Source organism: Alteromonas sp. G5_S2_22_S1 (assembly GCF_054968525.1).
In genome coordinates, this window is record NZ_JBQKUJ010000010.1 from 128,327 (window position 1) to 147,441 (window position 19,115).

The following is a 19,115-nucleotide window of genomic DNA, read 5'->3' on the forward strand; positions in this document are numbered from 1 at the left end:
GGTTATGCGTTATACGCAGTGACAACTGGGCGCTAGTTTTATATCTATTACTTAGCTAAGCGCTTTTCAATGGCGTCAAATAATGCACCCATAATATTAACGTCGTAGGCTGCTTCTATTTCTCTTACGCACGTTGGGCTGGTTATGTTTATTTCGGTAATCTTATTGCCAATAACATCAAGCCCCACAAAAAGAATGTTGTTTTCTTTCAAGGTGGGCGCAATCGCTTCTGCTAACGCTTTATCCGAGTCTGAAATTGGCTGTGGACGTCCCGTACCCCCTGCGGCCAAGTTTCCTCGGGTTTCCCCTTTGGTGGGCAGGCGTGCTAGGCAGTAGGGCATCACTTCGCCATCGACAATTAGCACGCGCTTGTCGCCATCTTTAATTTCTGGCAAGTATTCCTGCACCATCATATATCGCGTGCCCAACTGAGTTAGCGTCTCAATAATAACACCTAGGTTATTGCCATCAGGCTTCACGCGAAAGATAGAGGCGCCGCCCATGCCATCTAGCGGTTTACAAATAATATCTTGGTGCTTAGCGTGGAACTCGCGAATTAACGCTTGATTGTTCGACACCATGGTATGGGGGATATGCTCTGGAAAATACGAAGTAAACAACTTCTCGTTGTAATCGCGAAGAGCCTGCGGATTATTCACCACCAGCGCACCTGCATCTTGCGCTAATGAGAGTACCTGAGTGGCATATAAAAATTCACTGTCAAACGGCGGATCCTTGCGCATAAGCAGCACATCAATGTCGCCCAAATGAATGGTAGACTCATCTTCAATGGTGTAGAAGTCGGTTGCTTGGTCTTTCACCAATACGGTTTTAGCCAGACCCATCGGCTTACCATTGTCTAAATACAAGTCTTTCAATTCAAAATAAACAACCTTTGCACCGCGGCGCTGTGCTTCAAGCATCATCGCGAAGCTCGTATCTTTATGTGGCTTAATGTTCGCAATGGGGTCCATGATTACGCCAACGGTATATTGCATAATGTTTTCACCTTGAATGTTTATAAAGTGCCTGCACACAGGGCTTATCTGATAGATTGTTAATATTGGGACGTAGCTGAATTCTTCAAGATACGTGACGCCTAAAGGTTAGGGCGCTTTGTACCTTAGCAACAAATATCAAGTTGTTGAAAATAGCACTCTTTATAACACGGAGTAAGCCCTATTTTACTTGATAGGGCACCAGCCTAATAGTGGGAACTAAAAATCGCCGTGTTGAGCTTGAAGTATGCTTAAACTTGTTATGGCTGCGGTTTCAGTTCGCAAAATACGCGGTCCCAAACTAACAGATTGGTACCCATTTTCGTTGGCTTGATGTATTTCCGTGTCTGATAACCCGCCTTCTGGACCAATTAATAAACGAAACCCCTGTGCGTTGTATGGCTGTCTTGCTAGCGGCTGTTCAGCGCCTGGTGCAAGCACCAGTCTTGTGGTATTGGTTGAAGATGATAGCCAAGTGTTTAGGCTCACCGGCGCGTTTAGCTTAGGGATAATATTACGCCCACTTTGCTCACAGGCTCCGATAACAATCTTCTGCCATTGCTGGATTTTCTTTTCCCAGCGAGACTCATCGAGCTTCACGGTGCAGCGTTCGGTAATCACTGGTGTTATCTCTGACACACCAAGCTCAACGCTTTTTTGAAGAACCGTATCCATCCTGTCGCCTTTAGATACACCTTGGCCGAGATGTAGGTGAAGAGGAGATTCTTTAGCTAGGGAAAGGCAAGCATCGGCTTCTACGATTACTTTCTTTCTTTGAACACTGATAACTTGTGCGCTGTATTCATTGCCGTCGCCGTTAAAAAGTACAATGGGACGATTGGGCTTTATGCGCAGTACGGTAGCAATGTGATGCCCTGCATCTTCGGTTAACTCGAATTCTTGCTCTAACGGAATAGGATTGGGGTAATAAACTCTAGGTATACGCATAGTAAATTAGGTGTTTGCTTTTACTGCGTATAATACGTGTGTAAATACAGGTTGCAATGCTACCGACGACATCATGTAAATAATTACTTCAGAATTTACATAAACGGCAGCACGCTGCCTATTTTAGAATCACTTGACTCGTGTGGTTGCTCTAAGCCGCATAAGGCGAAGAGTTGTCCGAAGTTGATTTCAACACTGAGGTTGATGACTTCGACTTTGGTGCTGGGCGGTAGTCCGCTCTTGCATACTTGGTATGTTTTCCTTTATCAGTGCGCAGTGAGTACAAAAATAAACACAAAACAACTGAAAAGAGTGTTATGAGAAGCAACATGCGTTAATCCTTTAATTGACATAGTTTGCTAAAGCTCGTTCATACCGTCGATCGTCGCCAGTAGAAAAAGGGAATAGATCGACGCGTTGAATGAGACTTTAGTCTAAAGCTTTACGGCTAAAAAATCATCAAAAAAATTATCTTAAAACTCGGTAACTTCCAGCAATCTGAAAAGTAAAAAGCGCATTTAGGCTTCATAGACAAGTTTGCTTTGACTGCGTGACAAAGGTGTGACAATTATTCAAAAGTATACTCAAACTTTAGTCTAAGGAGAGTGCGCGAACGGAGGTTTACATCACTACTTTCGGATAATACTAACACTTTCAAAGGGCTATGAAGCTTAGACTTTAGAGCAAATTTAAGCTGTTTGGGCCTATATTGTATTGGTGTTCATACGAATTGCTGCTAACGTTATTGCGCATTTAACAACTAACCATGACAAGGACCATATTATGGAAGAGAAACTTTCGCTTTTTTCTGCAAGCGATGTTGAAAGGTACATAAACGATTACGCTATCCCGTGGGGTATTAACATTGCGATGGCGATTGCGATTTATGTAATAGGTAGGATTGTAGTTGGATTCCTTCTTTCTATATTTAGACGTGTGATGTCAAAGTCTAAATATGACGCCATGCTAGTAGATTTCCTAGAAGCTATTCTAAGCGCTATTTTGATGCTCTTTGTTATTGTGGCATCACTTGATCAGCTAGGTGTGGATACCACATCGTTGGTTGCTATTCTCGGTGCTGCTGGTTTAGCGATTGGTCTATCGTTGCAGGATTCTTTGAAGAACTTCGCCGCTGGCGTAATGCTACTGGTATTTAAGCCGTTTAAAGCGGGCGACTTCGTTGAAGCTGCAGGTACTGCTGGTTCAATCAAGAAGATTGGCATTTTCACAACCACAATGAATACGCCAGACAACAAAGAAATTATCGTTCCAAACGGAAATATCTACAGCGGTAATATCACTAACTACTCGGCTAAAGATACTCGCCGTGTAGATATGGTTGTAGGCATTGGTTACGACGCTGACTTGCTAAAAGCTAAGCAAGTGCTGCAAGAAATGATTGCAGCGGACGATCGAATTCTTGCTGAGCCTGCGCCAACCGTAGCGGTTTCTGAATTGGCCGATAGTAGCGTTAACTTTGTCGTACGTCCTTGGGTAAATGCTGCAGACTTCTGGGCTGTGAAGTTCGACTTTACAGAACAAGTTAAGCTGCGCTTCGACAAAGAAGGTATTTCAATTCCATTCCCACAAATGGATGTGCACCTTCACAAAGAAGACAGCGAATAATCGCTTGTTTCTATCACGAAAAAAACGCTGCTAATTGGCAGCGTTTTTTTTGCGTGTAAAAAGCGAATTGAAGAGTCAATATCGCGTAAGTGTATTCAACCTATCGGCAGTTTGGTCTATACGCCGTTGCTTGATAATCGGCGTACGCGTCAGGCATATTTGCTTGCAAGTTATCTATACGGGTTTGTGGCGCGGGGTGAGTGGATAAGAGTTCCATAGGGCGGTCGCCGCTACTCGCTGCATCCATATTCTGCCACAAGTTAACAGATTGTCTTGGGTCAAACCCCGATTTTGCCATGAGTTGTAAACCGATAACGTCTGCTTCCGATTCATGAGTCCGGCTAAAAGGAAGTTGAACACCAACTTGAACACCTAAGCCTATCGCCGCCATTATCGGGCCAGATTGGGGGACTTCGTTCGCCGCAAGCACTTGGCCAACAGCTTGGCTGCCCACGTTTATTAGGGTAGATTGAGACATACGTTCGTTACCGTGCTCAGCGATAACGTGGCCTACTTCGTGACCAATAACCGCGGCAAGTTGATGCTGATTCTCAGCGACTTTCAACAACCCGGTGTACACGCCAATTTTACCGCCAGGCAGTGCGAACGCGTTCACTTGTTCATCATCAAAAACAACGACTTCCCATTGCCCGTTAAAAACACTCGCCGGAACTTGCGCGGTAATCGCGTTTGCAACGCATTCTACGTAAGAGTTTTGCACGGCCTTATTTGAAATTTTTAACTCTTCTTTCATACCTGTGAAAGCTTGATCGCCCATTTGCGCCAATTGGCTTTCAGAATAAAGTAGTACTTGGTTTCTTCCCGTCGGTGAGGTTGCGCAAGCTGTTAACGTGAGCGCTGCTGCCATCACTGCCGAGGCTGTGAATTTCAATTTCATGGTTAATCCTTTTAATAGCCAAACTTAATAGTACACGCAGTAAACACTGCAAAAAAACGCTATGTTGTTTAGGTGGTACGTTTATATGGCGATATTAGTATCAGATAGTGCTTATAAATAAAACTATACCTTTGCGGTAGGCGTCTTACTTTCTTCCTTTAGGTTTAAGACAGTAGAGCGCTAAAACGATTATTTGAAATGTGTGGTTACAATTAAGCGAGTATGGCGTAAATACTTGCTCGTGTTATAGAAAAATTACCCACTTTTGCCTATTTAATATTTGTGTCATAAACTGATTCTAATTTATACATAGAAGTTACATAAATTTTCTGGTGTACTAGTTCATGAAATCACCGTTTTCCCTAATACTTTTCTCAGGAAGAAATGGAAAACTCTGAGATTTCTGAAACCTCTTAACGTACGACAAAAATACAAATAAAAAGGAAATCAAATGGCAGTGCGTAATAAGTTTAAATATGGATTACTCGCATTTTTAGTTTCAGCGGCACTTACGGGTTGTGGCCTTGACGGCGACGATGGGGCGCAAGGGGAAACTGGTGCACAAGGGCCACAGGGTGAGCAGGGTGAACCTGGTACAGACGGGAGCGATGGTACCGATGCATCAATCGGTATTGCTATGGACATTGTTGGTCGCGCATTTTTAGGTAATCAAACGGCTGCTGAAATTGTTCAGTATCATGCTGAAACCAGCACGATTTACGCAACCAATGGTGAAACCAATACCATAGCTATCATCGACGCGTCTGGTGTGAGTTCAGCCACTATGGCAGACCCAATTAACACCACTTCGCTTACGCCTACCACTATTGCACCGCCAGCAGATATCAATGGTGTAGCGCTTGGTAGCCTTACCAGTATTGCCATAAGTGGTGACCTTATGGCGGTGGCGGTACCCGCAGCCGTTAAAACAGATAATGGTTTTGTACTGTTTTACAACGGGCTAGACAGTTCAGCACCTGCCTTCCTAGATTCGGTAGAAGTTGGTGCATTACCTGATATGGTTACCTTCACGCCAGACGGCGGAAAGGTATTGGTTGCAAACGAAGGTGAGCCGTCTGACGATTACACCGTCGACCCTGAAGGTTCAGTTTCTGTTATTAATATTCTTGCAAGCGGTGAGCCTGAAGAAACTGGCACTACCGTGGGCTTTAGTGCGCTAAACGGCAGCGAAGCCGACTTGATGGCTCAGGGCATGATGTTCCCTAACCCAGCAGGGCGCACAATCAATGGCACTGCTATTACCTCATCTGTCGCTAAAGACCTTGAGCCTGAGTACATTACAGCAACCAACGATGTGGCTTATATCAGCCTTCAGGAAAACAACGGCCTTGCTATTTTAGATTTAGAAGAGCTAACGATAGATGTTGTAGGGTTGGGCACGAAGTCGTGGGCTGGCCTTAATATCGACATACAAGAAGACGGTTCGGTTAGTTTTGGTCAATACACTGGGCTTTACGGTGTATATCAACCGGATACCATCGCTAACTTCACGTGGAAAGATGCTACGTTTATTGTGACGGCTAATGAAGGTGACGCACGAGAGTATTTCTTTGACGCGGCAGACGAAGCAGCCTGCACGGCAGCGGGTGGCGTAGACTTCGATGAAGATGATGGCTGTTTAGCTTACACCGACGAAGTCAAAGTAGAAGACCTGACGGCTGCTGCAAATTCTGAGTTAGCTATGCTTCAAGCTACTGGCGAAGCAGATGATTTACGCGTTACTTCAGCCATGGGTGATGCGGATGGCAATGGCGAGTATGACGCCGCGTACGCATACGGTGCCCGTTCATTTACCATTTGGGAGCAAAACGGTTTAGTTGTTTATGATTCAGGTGATGACTTCGAGCGTATTACGGCTTCTGTGCATGGTGCGCAGTTTAATAACGGTGATGATGAAAACGAAGGCGATTCTCGCTCTGAGAATAAAGGACCAGAGCCAGAAGCACTCACCGTGGGCCAAGTTGGCGATCGCACTTATGCGTTCATCGGTACAGAGCGCATGGGCGGTATTTTCGTCTATGACGTTACCAACCCCTACGACGTTCAGTTTGCAGAGTATGTGATTAATCGTGACCTTACAGAAGGCCTAACTGCTGATGACGTGATTGGCGACCTTGCTCCTGAGAGCCTGGTATTTGTCAGCGCAGAAGACAGCCCTAGTGGTGTGCCGCTGTTAGTGGTAGGTAATGAAGTAAGCGGTACAGTAACCGTTTGGCAAATCAACCAACTATAACTTGTCGCTTAAACGAGATAAGAAAACCCGCTTCATGAAGCGGGTTTTTTATTGGCTTTTCACAAACGCCTCAGCATTGCCGAGGCATTGTTTGTACGTTTTATTAGTACTTAGCGGTAACGCCTACAATTAAGTCTGAGATAGTGGTAGGGGCAACCTCGTCATCAGTTTGGAATGTGCGGCTGTAACCCAAGTCTGACGGGTCTGCGCGTGACATACCGCGATAAATACCCGCACGCAATAAAATGTCATCACTGTAATCCATAACAAAGTTTGCGCTTGGTAGGACTTCAGTGTAGCTGCCACCGCCTTCAATACGCTCTACAATCGAATCGTCTTCAACTAGCGTTAACGTACCAAGCTCACCTTCAATAACTTCAAAAGCGCTTCTAAAACCAATAGACGTAACCTCAGTATTTACAACGCGTACGCCAAAGTTACCACGAATAAACTTGCCCTACATTTCTGTATTGTAGTTCGCCATTGCCCATAAGGCCAAGCCCGATGAAACCAATAGCTGGTTTAGACATTATCTTTTCCTCTTCTTTAAATTTCTAAAGGTTCGATACAACCTTGTCACCATTGGTATCAGCTAGTCGTTTATTTACAAGCTGCTAAAAGCTCATGATTATTGTTATTACCAATTTTGCAATTTAACCCTATTTCTATCTTGCCAATTTGTCAACCAATAACAGGGAAAAGGTCATTTTTTTGTAAATATTTTGTTGAGGAAGGGAGGTGAAAGATAATGTATTTTCTGCCTATTTATTGTGTGCCAATCTAAATAAGTATTAATTTTCATGTTCTTAGGTTTTTAGCGTAGCGGATTTTGAACTGATTTTGAAATAGAGTGCGGGGGTAGAATCGATGGAAACAGATTTTAAACTGAATAATCCCATTTTGGTGTTTTATTGGTCAGGTCAATTTTGTTGAGGTACTGATATGCCGCTGAAAGTGGGTTTGGGTACGTTAGCTATGGTTACACTGAAAGAGGATTGAGGTAAGCTATAGGTCATAAAACGCCGTCGCTACCCCTGTGGAGGTAAGAGAGCGGTAAATTGCGCGAGTAGTAGTGCGTTCAGGACACACAGTAACGCAATGCTCAATACACGTGTGGTATTAACTAATAGTAGAGAATGCTTATGTCTCAGCAAGTTGTGATTAGCGGTGTTGGTGTATGGCACCCTAAAGACAGTGTTACGAACGAAGAATTAGTAGATAGTTATAACGCTTACGTTGATGCGTTTAACGAAGACAATAAAGCCCAGATAGACGCAGGTGAAATCGCCGCGATGCCTTACTCGAGTGCCGAGTTTATTGAAAAGGCATCAGGTATCAAAAGCCGCTACATTTATCAAAAAGAGGGCGCGCTTGATATTAAGCGAATGAAGCCGAAAATCTCCCCCCGTGGGGATGATGAGCTTTCGCATCAAGCTGAAATTGCCGTTGAAGCCGCTAAGCTAGCATTAGCATCGGCTAATCTAGAAGCAGCGGATATAGACGCGGTAATTGTATCGTGTGCTTACACGCAACGCGCTTATCCTGCTATTGCCATTGAGGTTCAAGAGGCGTTAAACATTGAAGGTTTTGGCTTTGATATGTTGGTAGCCTGTTCAGCGGCCACGTTCGGTATGCACCGGGCCTACGAGATGCTGTGTGCGAAAAATGCGTCGCGGGTATTGGTCATCAACCCTGAGCTAGTTTCCCCTCAAATCAATTATACAGATCGCGACAGCCACTTCATTTTTGGCGACGTCGCAACGGCTACCGTATTGGAGCTAGCTGAAACCGCTAAAAGCGAGCACGTTTACGATGTGCTAAGCACCAAAGCGCTGACCAAGTTTTCCAACAACATCCGGTCAAATTTTGGGTACATGACCCGCGCAGAAGATGTTGACCCCTACGGACCTGATAAGCTGTTCCACCAAGCAGGGCGAAAGGTGTTTAAAGAAGTATGCCCAATGGCTGCAGCACATATAGAAGCGCATTTGGCAAGTCACGATATTACCCCTGAGGGGGTGAAGCGCTGGTGGCTACACCAAGCGAATATTAATATGAACACCTTAATCTGCAAAAGGTTGTTAGGTCGAGACGCAGACCGTACTGAAGCACCTATCGTGTTAGATGAATATGCCAATACCGCGTCTGCAGGTTCTGTTATTGCTTTTGGCTTAAATCACGAAGATTTGGTTAGCGGCGATGTGGGTGTGCTTTGTTCGTTCGGTGCTGGCTACTCAATTGGCTCGTTGGTTATTCGTAAAAGGTAATCAAATAACGTACAGGGAAGTTCTGCGCGTTATCGGGTGTAATGAATACAGAGACGGTGCGCGCCGCTGCTGTTGTAGTTCTCATAACAATGATAATAAGGGTGAGATAAAAGGATGATTTCAGATATAGGCTATGGGTTAAATAGTCTGGCGCACTTAGCCCTTTTATTATTGTTATTTACGGTACGAAAGCCTGGCGTGGCCAAGCATCTTTTGGTGCTGGCCACGGCCGCTACAACGTTGTGGTCCACCAGCCTGATAACCTCTCTTTTCGGGCCCATCTTGCTTAGTTGGTTGTTAAGTGCAGATGTGCTTAAACAGCTAGTATGGCTATTGTTTTTAGCGGGCTGTTTGCAAAGTAGCTTTAATCGCTTTTTCGATGTATTAAAACGCCCGGTTACGTTAATTATTGTAGCGCCGGCCCTTCTTGCGCTTCTTACTCCTTACTTGTTAGCGGTAAACCCGGCCTGGAGCTTTCTAGTACTTATTGTACTTTCCTTAGAAGTACTGGTGCTGCTAGAAGTGGTCTACCGGCAAGCTGGCAGAGAGAAGTGGGCGTTTAAGCCTCTCATTATTTATCTTGGCGCTACCAACTTATTCGAGTTTGTTACCTACGCCAATGCAACTATGGTTAATCAGGTAGAAATTGGCTATATCGCTGCGCGAGGTTATATCTATTTTTTATTGATGCCGCTATTGGTGATTTCTATCAGACGTATCCACCATTGGGGAATCGATATATTTATCTCCCGAGACGTTGTTCTACACAGCTCACTTTTATTAGTGGCAGGCGGCTACTTGTTTGTGATGGCGGTGGTGGGATACGCGATTAACTATTTAGGGGGGAACTGGGGCGCGACGGTTCAAATTATACTGGTGGTGATGTCTTTTGCCCTATTGGCAACGGTGTTTTTGTCGAATGCCTTTCGAACAAAAATTAAAGTATTTATTACTAAACATTTTTTCGCCAACCAATTTGATTACCGCGTTGAATGGGTGAAGCTCACTCAGTGGCTTACTCGCGCTGGAGATACGTCGCCGCAGGTGTATCACGCGGGTCTAACTGGCGTGCTGAATGCCATTCAATACGAGTCGGGGTTGCTGTTTAAAGTGACTCAAAACGGTTACGAATGTGTGGCTGAAGCGTCACCTGTTGCAAATAATGGCAATATACACACGACACTTGATGTGCTGGCCCACTACAGCGACAAGAATGGTTGGATAATTGACACAGACGCTTATCTTGTAAAGCCCTTTGACTATGAGGGGCTCAATCTAGACCGCGAGGCGTTAAAAAAATGGGGCTATCAACTTTTTGTCCCTTTTTTGAAAGACGGTGGGTTATGGGGCTTCGCCGTACTTGCATCGGGAGATAAAGAAAAGATTAGTCTAAATTGGGAAGTTAAAGACTACTTAACGGCGGTATCGGAGCAGGTGGGTACGTATATGCAGCACCACGAGGCTGCACAGGTGGTAGCCGAGAACGCTCAATTCGCTGCATTCAACCGTATGTCTGCATTCGTCTTGCACGACTTAAAGAACGTGCTGGCCCAGGTTGATTTAATTTTAGCCAATGCTCAACAACACAAACACAACCCAGAATTTATCGACGATACGTTCGAAACCTTGGAGCACACCAAGGCGAGAATGGAGAAAATGCTCAAACAGCTGACAGATAAAAAAGCGGTAGAAGAGGGCGTGAATTCAGAGTTTTTACTTTCCGATATTGCCAATGATGTTGTAGAAAACCGCTGTATGGGGTTAAGCCCAACTCCTTCTGTACATATTGTCAGAGAGCGCGCTGTGATGGTGGATAGGGAAAAGGTAGCAAACGTGCTTTATCACCTTATCAGTAACGCTCAGCAGGCTACTGCAGATGACGGTGAAGTTGATGTAGTTATTACAAGTAATTCCGATGATAATACGCAGCTCGTCATGATAGAAGACAATGGAATAGGCATGGATAACGAGTTTGTTGAAACGCGTTTGTTTAAACCGTTTGATACCACCAAAGGCAATGCTGGCATGGGAATTGGCGCCTATGACGCGAAAACCTACATAGAATCAATTGGTGGTAAACTGACTGTGCAAAGTGAACCTGGTCGCGGTAGCTGTTTTACGCTGTATTTTCCGATAGGATAGAGGTTATCAGTGACAAGGCCGAAGTAGACACGGGCCTGTCCCCGTGCCCTTAATGGATGAAGTATAATAATAGGATGATAAAATGACCGATACCATTTTGGTAGTAGACGATGATTTAGGTATTCAAAAGCAGCTTAAATGGAGCCTTACCGATTACAATGTTGTTTTTGCTGATGATCATACGTCTGCCATAGCTCAGCTACGTCGTTTTGAACCTAAAGTTGTCACTCTGGATTTGGGGTTGCCACCAGACCCGGCAAACGCGTCTGAAGGGTTGAGAATTCTTCACGACATCATTTCATTAGCGCCGCGTACCAAAGTTATTGTTGTAACGGGCAATAACGACAAACAGCATGCGCTTAAAGCGATAGATTTTGGTGCCTATGACTTTTACCAAAAGCCCATAGATTCTGACACTATAAAGCTGTTAGTTCACCGCGCGCTTAATCTAGCTACGTTAGAGCATGAAAATAGTATTCTTGCTCGCACCCGCTCGGGAATGTCTCGCATAGTCGGTAACAGCGAAGCCATTCAAAAAGTCGTACGTCGCGCAGAGAAAATTGCTAACACTGACATTAGCACCCTTTTACTTGGCGAAAGTGGCACAGGTAAAGAGGTATTCGCGCGCAGTATTCATGAACATAGCCCAAGAAGAGACAAGCCATTTGTAGCTATTAACTGTGCATCTATCCCTGAAAACCTTTTGGAAAGTGAACTGTTTGGTTATGAAAAAGGCGCCTTTACGGGGGCTAATAAAACCACGCTCGGTAAAATAGAAACAGCGCAGGGCGGCACCCTGTTTTTAGACGAAATTGGGGATATGCCCATTGGCCTTCAGGCTAAAATGCTTCGCTTTTTACAAGAGCGGGTTATAGAACGGGTTGGGGGGCGTAACGAAATACCCGTGGATATTCGGGTAATCTGTGCTACTCACCGGGACTTACAAAAAATGGTGGCAGAGGAAACCTTCAGGGAAGATTTATATTATCGGGTAGGAGAAATGCCGATCCTGATCCCGCCGCTTCGTGAACGTGACCAAGATATTATTCTCTTAGCTCGAACCTTTCTCAATATTTACAGAGAAGAGTTTAAAGCAAAGGCAAAGAGCTTCTCTGAGTCTGCAGTGAACGCTATGCTGGGACACAAATGGCCTGGCAATATTCGCGAGATGCAAAACAAATTAAAATCAGCGGTAATTATGGCTGAAGGAACCGTTATTCAGCCTGACGACTTAGGCTTAATGCCGGTTGATGCTCAAAATGAGCCTGAAACTCTTAATCTGCGTGAAGTTAGAGAGATTGCCGAAAGTCGCGCTATTCGCAAAGCCTATCAAAAAGCGGAAAAAAACATGTCGAAAACCGCCGAATTACTTGGTGTAACCCGGCCAACACTTTATTCGCTGATCGACAAATACCACATGGAAGACATTAAAAGCAGCGACTAGCAAGCCGCTTGTAGTACCGGTGAGAGGAGCTTCCACCGGTACTAAAAACAAACATCTAGCCTTGTCGCTAGATAACAAATTGGCAGTGAGGTTCAGATAAAATGTCATGGCCGCTGTAAGTAACTTCAACCACCACACTATGCGGGCTACGCTCAACATAAATGACGCTGCCACACAGGTTACAGACGTGGTGGGTTTCACCATTTGCTTCGTGTAAAGTGGCTAACGCTGACGGTGCGCAATCTATCAGTAGTTGCTCTTTTGAAACCGTTACACGAAGCGTACGTGTATCTGCGAGAGACAAGGTTTCATTGTCGGCATCACGTTCATCAATGTGGTCAACTTCATATTGAATAGCTTGGCAATTACAACTTCCTCTATACATAATGCTAGACCTCTACTGCTTATTATCGAGGGTATCAGGCCACTGAATGCTTGCGATGTTGTTAAATGATGTCGCAATTCTGGAGCCAGTAAAATTAAATTTTTCATCTATTGGCGTGCGGTTCTTAAAGTCTGTATCAAGGGTCTCAATAACACCTACCCAACCGTTTCTTCCTGAGAGTTTTGATGCATACAGCGCGTAGTCAATAACGGCGAACGTGCGTTCCCATGCCACATCGGAGTTGTCTTTCTTATCAGGAGAAAGTAGCGAGAACCCTATGCTGCAGGTAATTTTTATGGGCTTGTCTAAGCCGATATCAAACGGCGTACTTGCCACCATTTCCCGGCAACGCTCGGCGAGTTCGGGAAGCTCTTCTCGATTAGACTGTCTGCATACCACTAAAAACTCTTCTCCGCCCCAACGGATAATGAGATCGGTTTGTCTAAACACATTTTTTAAAACCTGAGCAAAAGACGACAGCACTTTATCACCAGCAATATGGCCATAATCGTCGTTAACACGTTTAAAATGATCAATGTCTATCAGGAGGCAAAGTAAATCTTGCTTTGCCTTATCGGTAGTAGGGCTTTGGCGTGCAGAAAATTGACTGCGCCTAATTTCTCCAGGTAGCTGAGACTCGAGGTAGTGTCTGTTGTACAAACCGGTTAATGGGTCTCGCAAGCTAACTTCTTCAAGGGTTTTGTAGGCGGCTTGGAGCTCCTCATTCTTTTTGTGAAGATCAAGGGTTTGTTGACGAACTTCGCGGCGTAAAATGATGGTTTGTCGTCGCTGCTTGTATCTACTCCACACTAAAAAGGTCAACAGCATTACCGCTAGCGACACGCTCCAGACAAGTGTGGTTTGCAACTTCTCCCTTTCTGCTTGGGCAAGTGCTAGCTGTTTTGACTCCTCTAGCTTTTCTAGCGTACGCGATTGCCTGATAAGCTCTATTTCAGCCTGAAGCCCTTCGATAGCCGACTTATTTTCAGAATCGAGTAAGACTTCACGTAACTGCTGGATTACAGATTGAATATCTAGGGCTTTTTTAAACTCGCCTAAGGATACGAAAGCACTAAGTTGCAACGATAAAAAGCTGAGCTGGCCGCGTAAATCCCGGCTTTTCCTTGCGTCAATAGTCCCGGACTTGGCTTCTGCTAACGCACGCTCAAAATCCTGTTCTTTCATGTAAGCCTGAGCCAGCGCCAAGCGACCATCAATCATGAGTTTGGCTTGCCCTGAAGAGCTTGCAAAGCGCATGGCTTCCATTAACAGCTCGCGTCCTTTAGCCGTCTCACCGTTTTCTACTAGGGCGCGGCCCATCAGCATTTTCGCTTCAGCGATAGCGCCCACATCGTTTGTCACCTGTAGAAGCTCAAGCCCCTCTTTGATAGCAACTGTTGCTTGCGCACTGGCGCCAGTTTTAAGTAAAAGGGCGCCGATACGGGTTTTAATAGTGCCAAGAAGACGCGGGTCAGTAGACCCTTCGATACTGTCGAAAGCATCCTGGTAATAGGTATGCGCAAGAGAGGCTTGGTTAAGAAGGCTGTAGATATCACCAATGCGCAGTAGCGAAAGACTCATTTCATTGGACATGCGATTTTCTCTGAAGAAATCGAGTGCTTGCTTTAAAGGTTCAAGGGCGACTTCAATCTGGTTTTGTTGCTGGCGGATAATGCCAAGCTCTAAATTCAGTTTGGCTTTTAGCAGGTCGTTGCGCTCAATGTGCGCGATAGACATAGCGCGACGTACATAGGTAAGGGCGGTGTTGTAGTTTGAAAGGTGTCGTTCCGAAGTCGCAAGCTGCAACAGCGTTGACGCCATCTTTTCCAGCTCACCTTCTGTGGTGTATCGCTCTAATGCTGCGTTGAATATCGCTTTGGATACTTCAAAGCGCGAAGCATTTTGAAGCAGTTCACCTAGGCTTGAGAACATATCTGCAGGCATGTGCTGCTGCTGAAGGGCTTGCTCTAGAAGGAGAAGTGCCTTGGTGTCTGCGTTGGCATATTGTTTTGCGTGTAACAGCGATTCAACGTCGGCGAACTCCTTATCAAAAATCGTTAACGCTTTTACCGGGTTAACATGAGCAAAGTGCACAGCTACGAGTAGGGCACACATGAGCACGCGCAATGTGCTAAATCCTTCATGGCCCATTTGGCTCTATCTCCTATACAGTGACTAAGTTTGCTGTTGCAGAATATTCCAGCAGGCTGTTTCCGTAGCAATACTATAATAATGGAGGATAAAACGAAAAAAATACGTACATGGATCTATACTTTAGTCTAATTTTTGGTGCTGTTCGTTAATCCACTCCCGAATCAATGCAGACTTTGCTTTTCCTGTCCTAGCGGCTAACTCGGCAAGCATATCAATACATTGTGGTGTCAAAGTAAAGGTAGCGTGACGCATACCTTGTACTTTGTCTGGCTTTTTAAGCGGCACAACACAATTTGCTGCCGTGGCTTTACTGTTTTCTTCCGTTGACTGCTTGCTAGCGAAATCCACTTTACCCTGTGCGTAAAGTAAGGCGTCATCGATAAAGTCTTCAACCGTACGAAGGTTGGGCTTAGCTAATGGCTTCGACTTTTTTAGGTTGAGCAAACTCATAAGCATCCTCCATTTTGCCAGCCAATAGCTCTTCAAATAATGTTCTGATTTCGGTTGCTGCTTTGCCTTCAGGTTCGCTCTCTATCACCGACTGTCCCGATTCTTCAGAATCGTCGTACATGTTGCGGCTAAACGTTACCGCGTTTAATACCGGAATGCCAAATGAGCGGCAGACTTCTTTTGCCTCCAAAATGCGGCTAGCTAGACTTGGTAAAGAGGGGCACTGGGTGATCACAAACGCCGCGTTCATTTTAGGGTTTACCATTTTACAGGTAGATAATATGTCTTCCATGTGCGGTACCGTTTTCAAGTCCCGTCTTTTCGGCCTTAAGGGGATGAGGATATGGTCAGCAACAGCCATCGACGAGCGCAGGGCCAAGTTATCTTGCCCACCACAGTCGATGACTACGTAATCATAGTGCTGACGCAGACTTAGTAATTCGTTGCGAATTTTTCCATAAAGTTGGACACAGTTAATTTCTGCAAGGCGAGGGTTGGCTTTGCGCTCCTGAATCCAGTCTGAGGTGGTCCGTTGAGGATCGCAGTCCACCATTAATACCTTGGCACCTTTTTCGGTGCGAAGATATACTGCAATGTTTTGTGCCAAGCAACTTTTACCGCTGCCGCCTTTTTCTCCACCAACTAGAATAATCATGGTGATAACCCTCGAATGTCGCTTTACATTAAAAATTTGCGCTACCAATAGTCCGTAATTACGCTTGCAAACGTACTTACCTTCGAATCGAAGCATAGGCAGGGAAGGCGTTAACTTCAGCATCAAAATCGATATTAACGAATGTAGGGCGATACCTATTGATTTGTGCTCTAACTCATTCTAGGCTTCTAAGCCTATAGAAAGTTTACAATTACTATTTCTAACGAGAGGTTGTTATGTCAGAGAGTCGCTTTACTTCAAAAGAAGGCCAAAAAATCCCGAGTGTTTCATTTCAGTGTCGAGAAGGCGATGCGTGGGTAACGAAAACGACAGAAGCGCTATTTTCTGGCAAAAATGTTGTAGTGTTCTCACTTCCTGGCGCGTTTACGCCAACCTGTTCTTCTACGCATTTACCTCGCTACAACGCGCTGGCGAAAAAGTTTGCCAAACACGGTATTGATGACATCGTGTGTATGTCGGTAAACGATACGTTTGTAATGAATGCGTGGGCTGCTGATCAAGAGGCTGATAACATTACGGTTATCCCCGATGGTAATGGCGAGTTTACTGACGGTATGGGAATGCTGGTGGATAAGGCCGATTTAGGCTTTGGAAAACGAAGCTGGCGTTATTCTATGCTGGTGAAAGACGGTGTGGTAGACAAAATGTTTATCGAACCAGACGTTGCTGGCGACCCCTTTGAAGTGTCGGATGCCGATACTATGTTGGCTTATATCGCCCCAGAAGAGCAAAACAATCCACCGGTTTCAATTTTAACTAAACCCAGTTGCCCGTTCTGCGCAAAAGCCAAAGCCTTGCTTGATGAAAAAGGCTATGAGTACGAAGAAATTGTGCTGGGTAAAGGTGCGTCACTCACAAGCCTAACGGCTATTAGTGGCCGTGAAACCGTGCCTCAGGTATTTATTGGTGGGAAGCATATTGGTGGCTCTGACGACCTAGAGGCTTACTTTAGCTAACCCAACTTGTGTTTTAATCGTCACAAAAACGGGAGCATGTTAATATGCTCCCGTTTTTTATTGAAATTCCATAGCGGAGAAAAATGGTGTCGTTGAAGTCTTTTGTAAAAATGCTTGCGTGTTGTATTGCGCTAGCTAGTGCCAATAATGCGCTGGCCCAAAATAGTAAAATAAAAGAGTCGCAGGCGCAGTTTAAAGCTTTTTACGAAAAAGAGTGGGGGCAAACCCAGCCTTGTAGGGAAACCGCGCTTAACCGTTTTTCTGTGTGTAGCAATGTGTTGCGCAATGAAGGCAACGGGCCTTTTATGCTTACCAACAGCGCAAGTGACAAGGTCGCTGTGTTAATTCACGGGCTAAGCGACTCTCCCTTTTTCATGCGTGAAATAGCAAATATCTTATTCGAACAAGGTTTTACCGTTGTGGTGCCGTTACTACCCGGCCACGGCAAGCGTGACGCGGATGACGACATGTCTGACTGGGATTTGGCTGAACGTTGGCAGAGTCATGTTGATGAAATCATAACATTAGCTGACAGCATGGGTGACACACTCATTGTAGGAGGGTTCTCTACGGGTGGCGCGCTTGCAGTAGAACACTATTTGGACGGGGCCGATAACATAGACGGCTTAATGTTGTTTTCAGGGGCTCTTGCACTATCCGATAACGCTGAAGGCATGTCGCGTATTTGGGGTATTAAGCTATTAGCTAAAATGATAGACGGAAGCTACGTGACACATGGGCCAAACCCTTACAAATATCCTAACGTAGCAGGGTTCGCCGGGCTAGAGCTAATGGATTTAATTAATACAATTCGCGAAAAGATAGAAGAAGGTAACAATATTGAGGTGCCCTTATTTGCAGCCCATTCTCAAGCCGATGTCACTACGCCTATTGCGGGTGTTGAAGGGTTGATGGATGCTAGCAAAGGGCCGAATACGTTTTTCGTTATTGATGAGTCTTATTCACTGTGCCATGCTGACTTAGTCGTTAATTCCACTTTACTGAACGACATGAATTTCAATGCTAACATGGTTAACCAGCAAGAAGAATGCGCGGTGCCTAAAGCAAACCCATTGTTTTCTACTATGCGCTTTATGCTAACCGATTACTTGAATCAGTTTTAAAATAAGACGAACGGGCCCTGCGCACAGAGTTTACCGGGGCCTTTTAACGCGCTATTATTTAAGCTGCAAATAGCAACTATAGCCACCCTCTTGTAAAGTGGTATTACTGAAAGCAGGTAAACCTAAAAAGGTACAGCACAGTTTTATGCCCATAAAACCTAGGCAACAAGGTCAAAAACGCGTGAGTTTGGCCGCTTTTATGCTCTTTTTAATGATGTCCCTTGTGTCGTCAGGGAATGCTGTATCTTTTGAAACGTCATCTCATTTGCATAATCAAAACTTTTCAATGTCAGAAATGGCAATGAAGCCTGTACCTTCGGACCTTTCTCAACACGAGGCCGATGCACCGCATTGTCAGCATCAGGGTATGCTAATGCGCGAAATAGCAAAGGAGCAGAAATTGGATGCCTCGTTGGAAGAAGCAACCATGGCACAAAATGCTGATATGTCTTGTTGTAATGACGAGTGTCAGTGTCCCACTGATCACTGTTACAACTTTAGCGCTACAGCACTGTTACAGCCGCTCATGGAAGCTGAAGTAACGGTCAACAGAACGGCTGCCTTGTCGTTTGTTTCGCAGCAATACAAAACTCTTCATTTCGGGCAGTTTCGCCCACCTAAAACCCTTTTCGCAGCATAGATCTATCTCGCGTTTGCGACCCTTGCCCGAAACACTAGTGAAGTGACATGGGTGAAAGGCCTTCGCAAACACTGTTTGTCTATGTAATGCGCTTTTAGTGTCTTGGCCCTTCGCTATTAAAGAAGCTTATATTTATAACGCTTAAAAGTTGGC

General features: G+C 45.0%; 15 protein-coding genes and 1 pseudogene. 8 read left to right on the forward strand and 8 right to left on the reverse strand.

Translation table 11 applies throughout. The features are described from left to right. Nucleotides 1-47: 47 nt before the first annotated feature. Nucleotides 48-998 (reverse strand): glutathione synthase, encoded by a 951-nt coding sequence (gene gshB, locus ACTRWF_RS12330; protein ID WP_462835628.1) that lies wholly within the window; start codon nt 996-998, stop codon nt 48-50. 219 nt (nt 999-1,217) lie between these two features. Further along, nucleotides 1,218-1,946 carry a 16S rRNA (uracil(1498)-N(3))-methyltransferase gene (locus tag ACTRWF_RS12335; protein ID WP_012519487.1) on the reverse strand — a complete coding sequence of 243 codons (729 nt, stop codon included), beginning with the start codon at nt 1,944-1,946 and terminating at the stop codon, nt 1,218-1,220. A 783-nt stretch (nt 1,947-2,729) separates the two neighbouring features. Here ACTRWF_RS12335 and ACTRWF_RS12340 point away from each other — a divergent pair. After that, nucleotides 2,730-3,572, forward strand: coding sequence for a mechanosensitive ion channel family protein (locus ACTRWF_RS12340; RefSeq protein WP_024016794.1), 843 nt, complete (start codon nt 2,730-2,732; stop codon nt 3,570-3,572). A 100-nt stretch (nt 3,573-3,672) separates the two neighbouring features. Here the strand turns inward: ACTRWF_RS12340 and ACTRWF_RS12345 are convergent, their stop codons facing one another. Then, nucleotides 3,673-4,470, reverse strand: a complete 798-nt coding sequence (locus ACTRWF_RS12345) for a M48 family metallopeptidase (protein ID WP_012519485.1) — start codon at nt 4,468-4,470, stop codon at nt 3,673-3,675. Between the two features lie 451 nt (nt 4,471-4,921). On the opposite strand from ACTRWF_RS12345, the gene ACTRWF_RS12350 reads away from it, so the two are divergent. Then, the gene (locus tag ACTRWF_RS12350; protein ID WP_462835629.1) at nt 4,922-6,724 is read left to right on the forward strand and encodes a choice-of-anchor I family protein; all 1,803 of its coding nucleotides are present in this window, start codon (nt 4,922-4,924) and stop codon (nt 6,722-6,724) included. Between the two features lie 118 nt (nt 6,725-6,842). On the opposite strand, the pseudogene ACTRWF_RS12355 reads toward ACTRWF_RS12350, so the two are convergent. Beyond that, nucleotides 6,843-7,220 (reverse strand): annotated as a pseudogene (locus ACTRWF_RS12355) (TonB-dependent receptor); the annotation flags it as partial. Between the two features lie 646 nt (nt 7,221-7,866). On the opposite strand from ACTRWF_RS12355, the gene ACTRWF_RS12360 reads away from it, so the two are divergent. The 3 genes from ACTRWF_RS12360 (at nt 7,867) to prsR (ending at nt 12,577) form a co-directional block, all read left to right on the forward strand. After that, entirely contained in the window at nt 7,867-8,991 is a 1,125-nt protein-coding gene (locus tag ACTRWF_RS12360) for a beta-ketoacyl-ACP synthase III (RefSeq protein ID WP_024016793.1), read from the forward strand. A 114-nt stretch (nt 8,992-9,105) separates the two neighbouring features. Further along, a complete protein-coding gene (gene prsK, locus ACTRWF_RS12365; RefSeq protein WP_462835630.1) occupies nt 9,106-11,133 on the forward strand; it encodes an XrtA/PEP-CTERM system histidine kinase PrsK in 2,028 nt (675 codons plus the stop codon). A gap of 82 nt (nt 11,134-11,215) precedes the next feature. Then, nucleotides 11,216-12,577 carry a PEP-CTERM-box response regulator transcription factor gene (prsR, locus tag ACTRWF_RS12370; RefSeq protein ID WP_012519479.1) on the forward strand — a complete coding sequence of 454 codons (1,362 nt, stop codon included), beginning with the start codon at nt 11,216-11,218 and terminating at the stop codon, nt 12,575-12,577. A 67-nt stretch (nt 12,578-12,644) separates the two neighbouring features. On the opposite strand, the gene ACTRWF_RS12375 is transcribed toward prsR, so the two are convergent. The 4 genes from ACTRWF_RS12375 to ACTRWF_RS12390 form a co-directional block, all read right to left on the reverse strand. Further along, nucleotides 12,645-12,962, reverse strand: coding sequence for a GFA family protein (locus tag ACTRWF_RS12375; protein WP_015067839.1), 318 nt, complete (start codon nt 12,960-12,962; stop codon nt 12,645-12,647). Between the two features lie 12 nt (nt 12,963-12,974). Then, nucleotides 12,975-15,113 carry a diguanylate cyclase gene (locus ACTRWF_RS12380; RefSeq protein WP_462835631.1) on the reverse strand — a complete coding sequence of 713 codons (2,139 nt, stop codon included), beginning with the start codon at nt 15,111-15,113 and terminating at the stop codon, nt 12,975-12,977. A 123-nt stretch (nt 15,114-15,236) separates the two neighbouring features. Then, nucleotides 15,237-15,566, reverse strand: a complete 330-nt coding sequence (locus ACTRWF_RS12385) for a hypothetical protein (RefSeq protein ID WP_012519476.1) — start codon at nt 15,564-15,566, stop codon at nt 15,237-15,239. Then, nucleotides 15,526-16,221: an AAA family ATPase gene (locus ACTRWF_RS12390; protein WP_012519475.1), complete on the reverse strand. Its 696-nt coding sequence runs from the start codon at nt 16,219-16,221 to the stop codon at nt 15,526-15,528. Before ACTRWF_RS12390 ends, ACTRWF_RS12385 begins: the two co-directional genes overlap by 41 nt. Nucleotides 16,222-16,457: 236 nt before the next feature. On the opposite strand from ACTRWF_RS12390, the gene ACTRWF_RS12395 reads away from it, so the two are divergent. The 3 genes from ACTRWF_RS12395 (at nt 16,458) to ACTRWF_RS12405 (ending at nt 18,962) form a co-directional block, all read left to right on the forward strand. After that, a complete protein-coding gene (locus ACTRWF_RS12395) occupies nt 16,458-17,198 on the forward strand; it encodes a glutathione peroxidase (protein WP_012519474.1) in 741 nt (246 codons plus the stop codon). A gap of 83 nt (nt 17,199-17,281) precedes the next feature. After that, nucleotides 17,282-18,322, forward strand: a complete 1,041-nt coding sequence (locus tag ACTRWF_RS12400; RefSeq protein WP_015067837.1) for an alpha/beta hydrolase — start codon at nt 17,282-17,284, stop codon at nt 18,320-18,322. A 145-nt stretch (nt 18,323-18,467) separates the two neighbouring features. After that, complete coding sequence (locus tag ACTRWF_RS12405) at nt 18,468-18,962, forward strand: hypothetical protein (RefSeq protein ID WP_462835632.1); 495 nt, start codon at nt 18,468-18,470, stop codon at nt 18,960-18,962. The last annotated feature ends 153 nt before the right edge of the window (nt 18,963-19,115 follow it).

Bases quoted from the DNA above. Each gene is read 5' to 3' on its own strand.
- gshB (WP_462835628.1), bottom strand. From the start codon at position 998: ATGCAATATACCGTTGGCGTAATCATGGACCCCATTGCGAACATTAAG.
- ACTRWF_RS12335 (WP_012519487.1), bottom strand. From the start codon at position 1,946: ATGCGTATACCTAGAGTTTATTACCCCAATCCTATTCCGTTAGAGCAA.
- ACTRWF_RS12340 (WP_024016794.1), top strand. From the start codon at position 2,730: ATGGAAGAGAAACTTTCGCTTTTTTCTGCAAGCGATGTTGAAAGGTAC.
- ACTRWF_RS12345 (WP_012519485.1), bottom strand. From the start codon at position 4,470: ATGAAATTGAAATTCACAGCCTCGGCAGTGATGGCAGCAGCGCTCACG.
- ACTRWF_RS12350 (WP_462835629.1), top strand. From the start codon at position 4,922: ATGGCAGTGCGTAATAAGTTTAAATATGGATTACTCGCATTTTTAGTT.
- ACTRWF_RS12360 (WP_024016793.1), top strand. From the start codon at position 7,867: ATGTCTCAGCAAGTTGTGATTAGCGGTGTTGGTGTATGGCACCCTAAA.
- prsK (WP_462835630.1), top strand. From the start codon at position 9,106: ATGATTTCAGATATAGGCTATGGGTTAAATAGTCTGGCGCACTTAGCC.
- prsR (WP_012519479.1), top strand. From the start codon at position 11,216: ATGACCGATACCATTTTGGTAGTAGACGATGATTTAGGTATTCAAAAG.
- ACTRWF_RS12375 (WP_015067839.1), bottom strand. From the start codon at position 12,962: ATGTATAGAGGAAGTTGTAATTGCCAAGCTATTCAATATGAAGTTGAC.
- ACTRWF_RS12380 (WP_462835631.1), bottom strand. From the start codon at position 15,113: ATGGGCCATGAAGGATTTAGCACATTGCGCGTGCTCATGTGTGCCCTA.
- ACTRWF_RS12385 (WP_012519476.1), bottom strand. From the start codon at position 15,566: ATGAGTTTGCTCAACCTAAAAAAGTCGAAGCCATTAGCTAAGCCCAAC.
- ACTRWF_RS12390 (WP_012519475.1), bottom strand. From the start codon at position 16,221: ATGATTATTCTAGTTGGTGGAGAAAAAGGCGGCAGCGGTAAAAGTTGC.
- ACTRWF_RS12395 (WP_012519474.1), top strand. From the start codon at position 16,458: ATGTCAGAGAGTCGCTTTACTTCAAAAGAAGGCCAAAAAATCCCGAGT.
- ACTRWF_RS12400 (WP_015067837.1), top strand. From the start codon at position 17,282: ATGGTGTCGTTGAAGTCTTTTGTAAAAATGCTTGCGTGTTGTATTGCG.
- ACTRWF_RS12405 (WP_462835632.1), top strand. From the start codon at position 18,468: ATGCCCATAAAACCTAGGCAACAAGGTCAAAAACGCGTGAGTTTGGCC.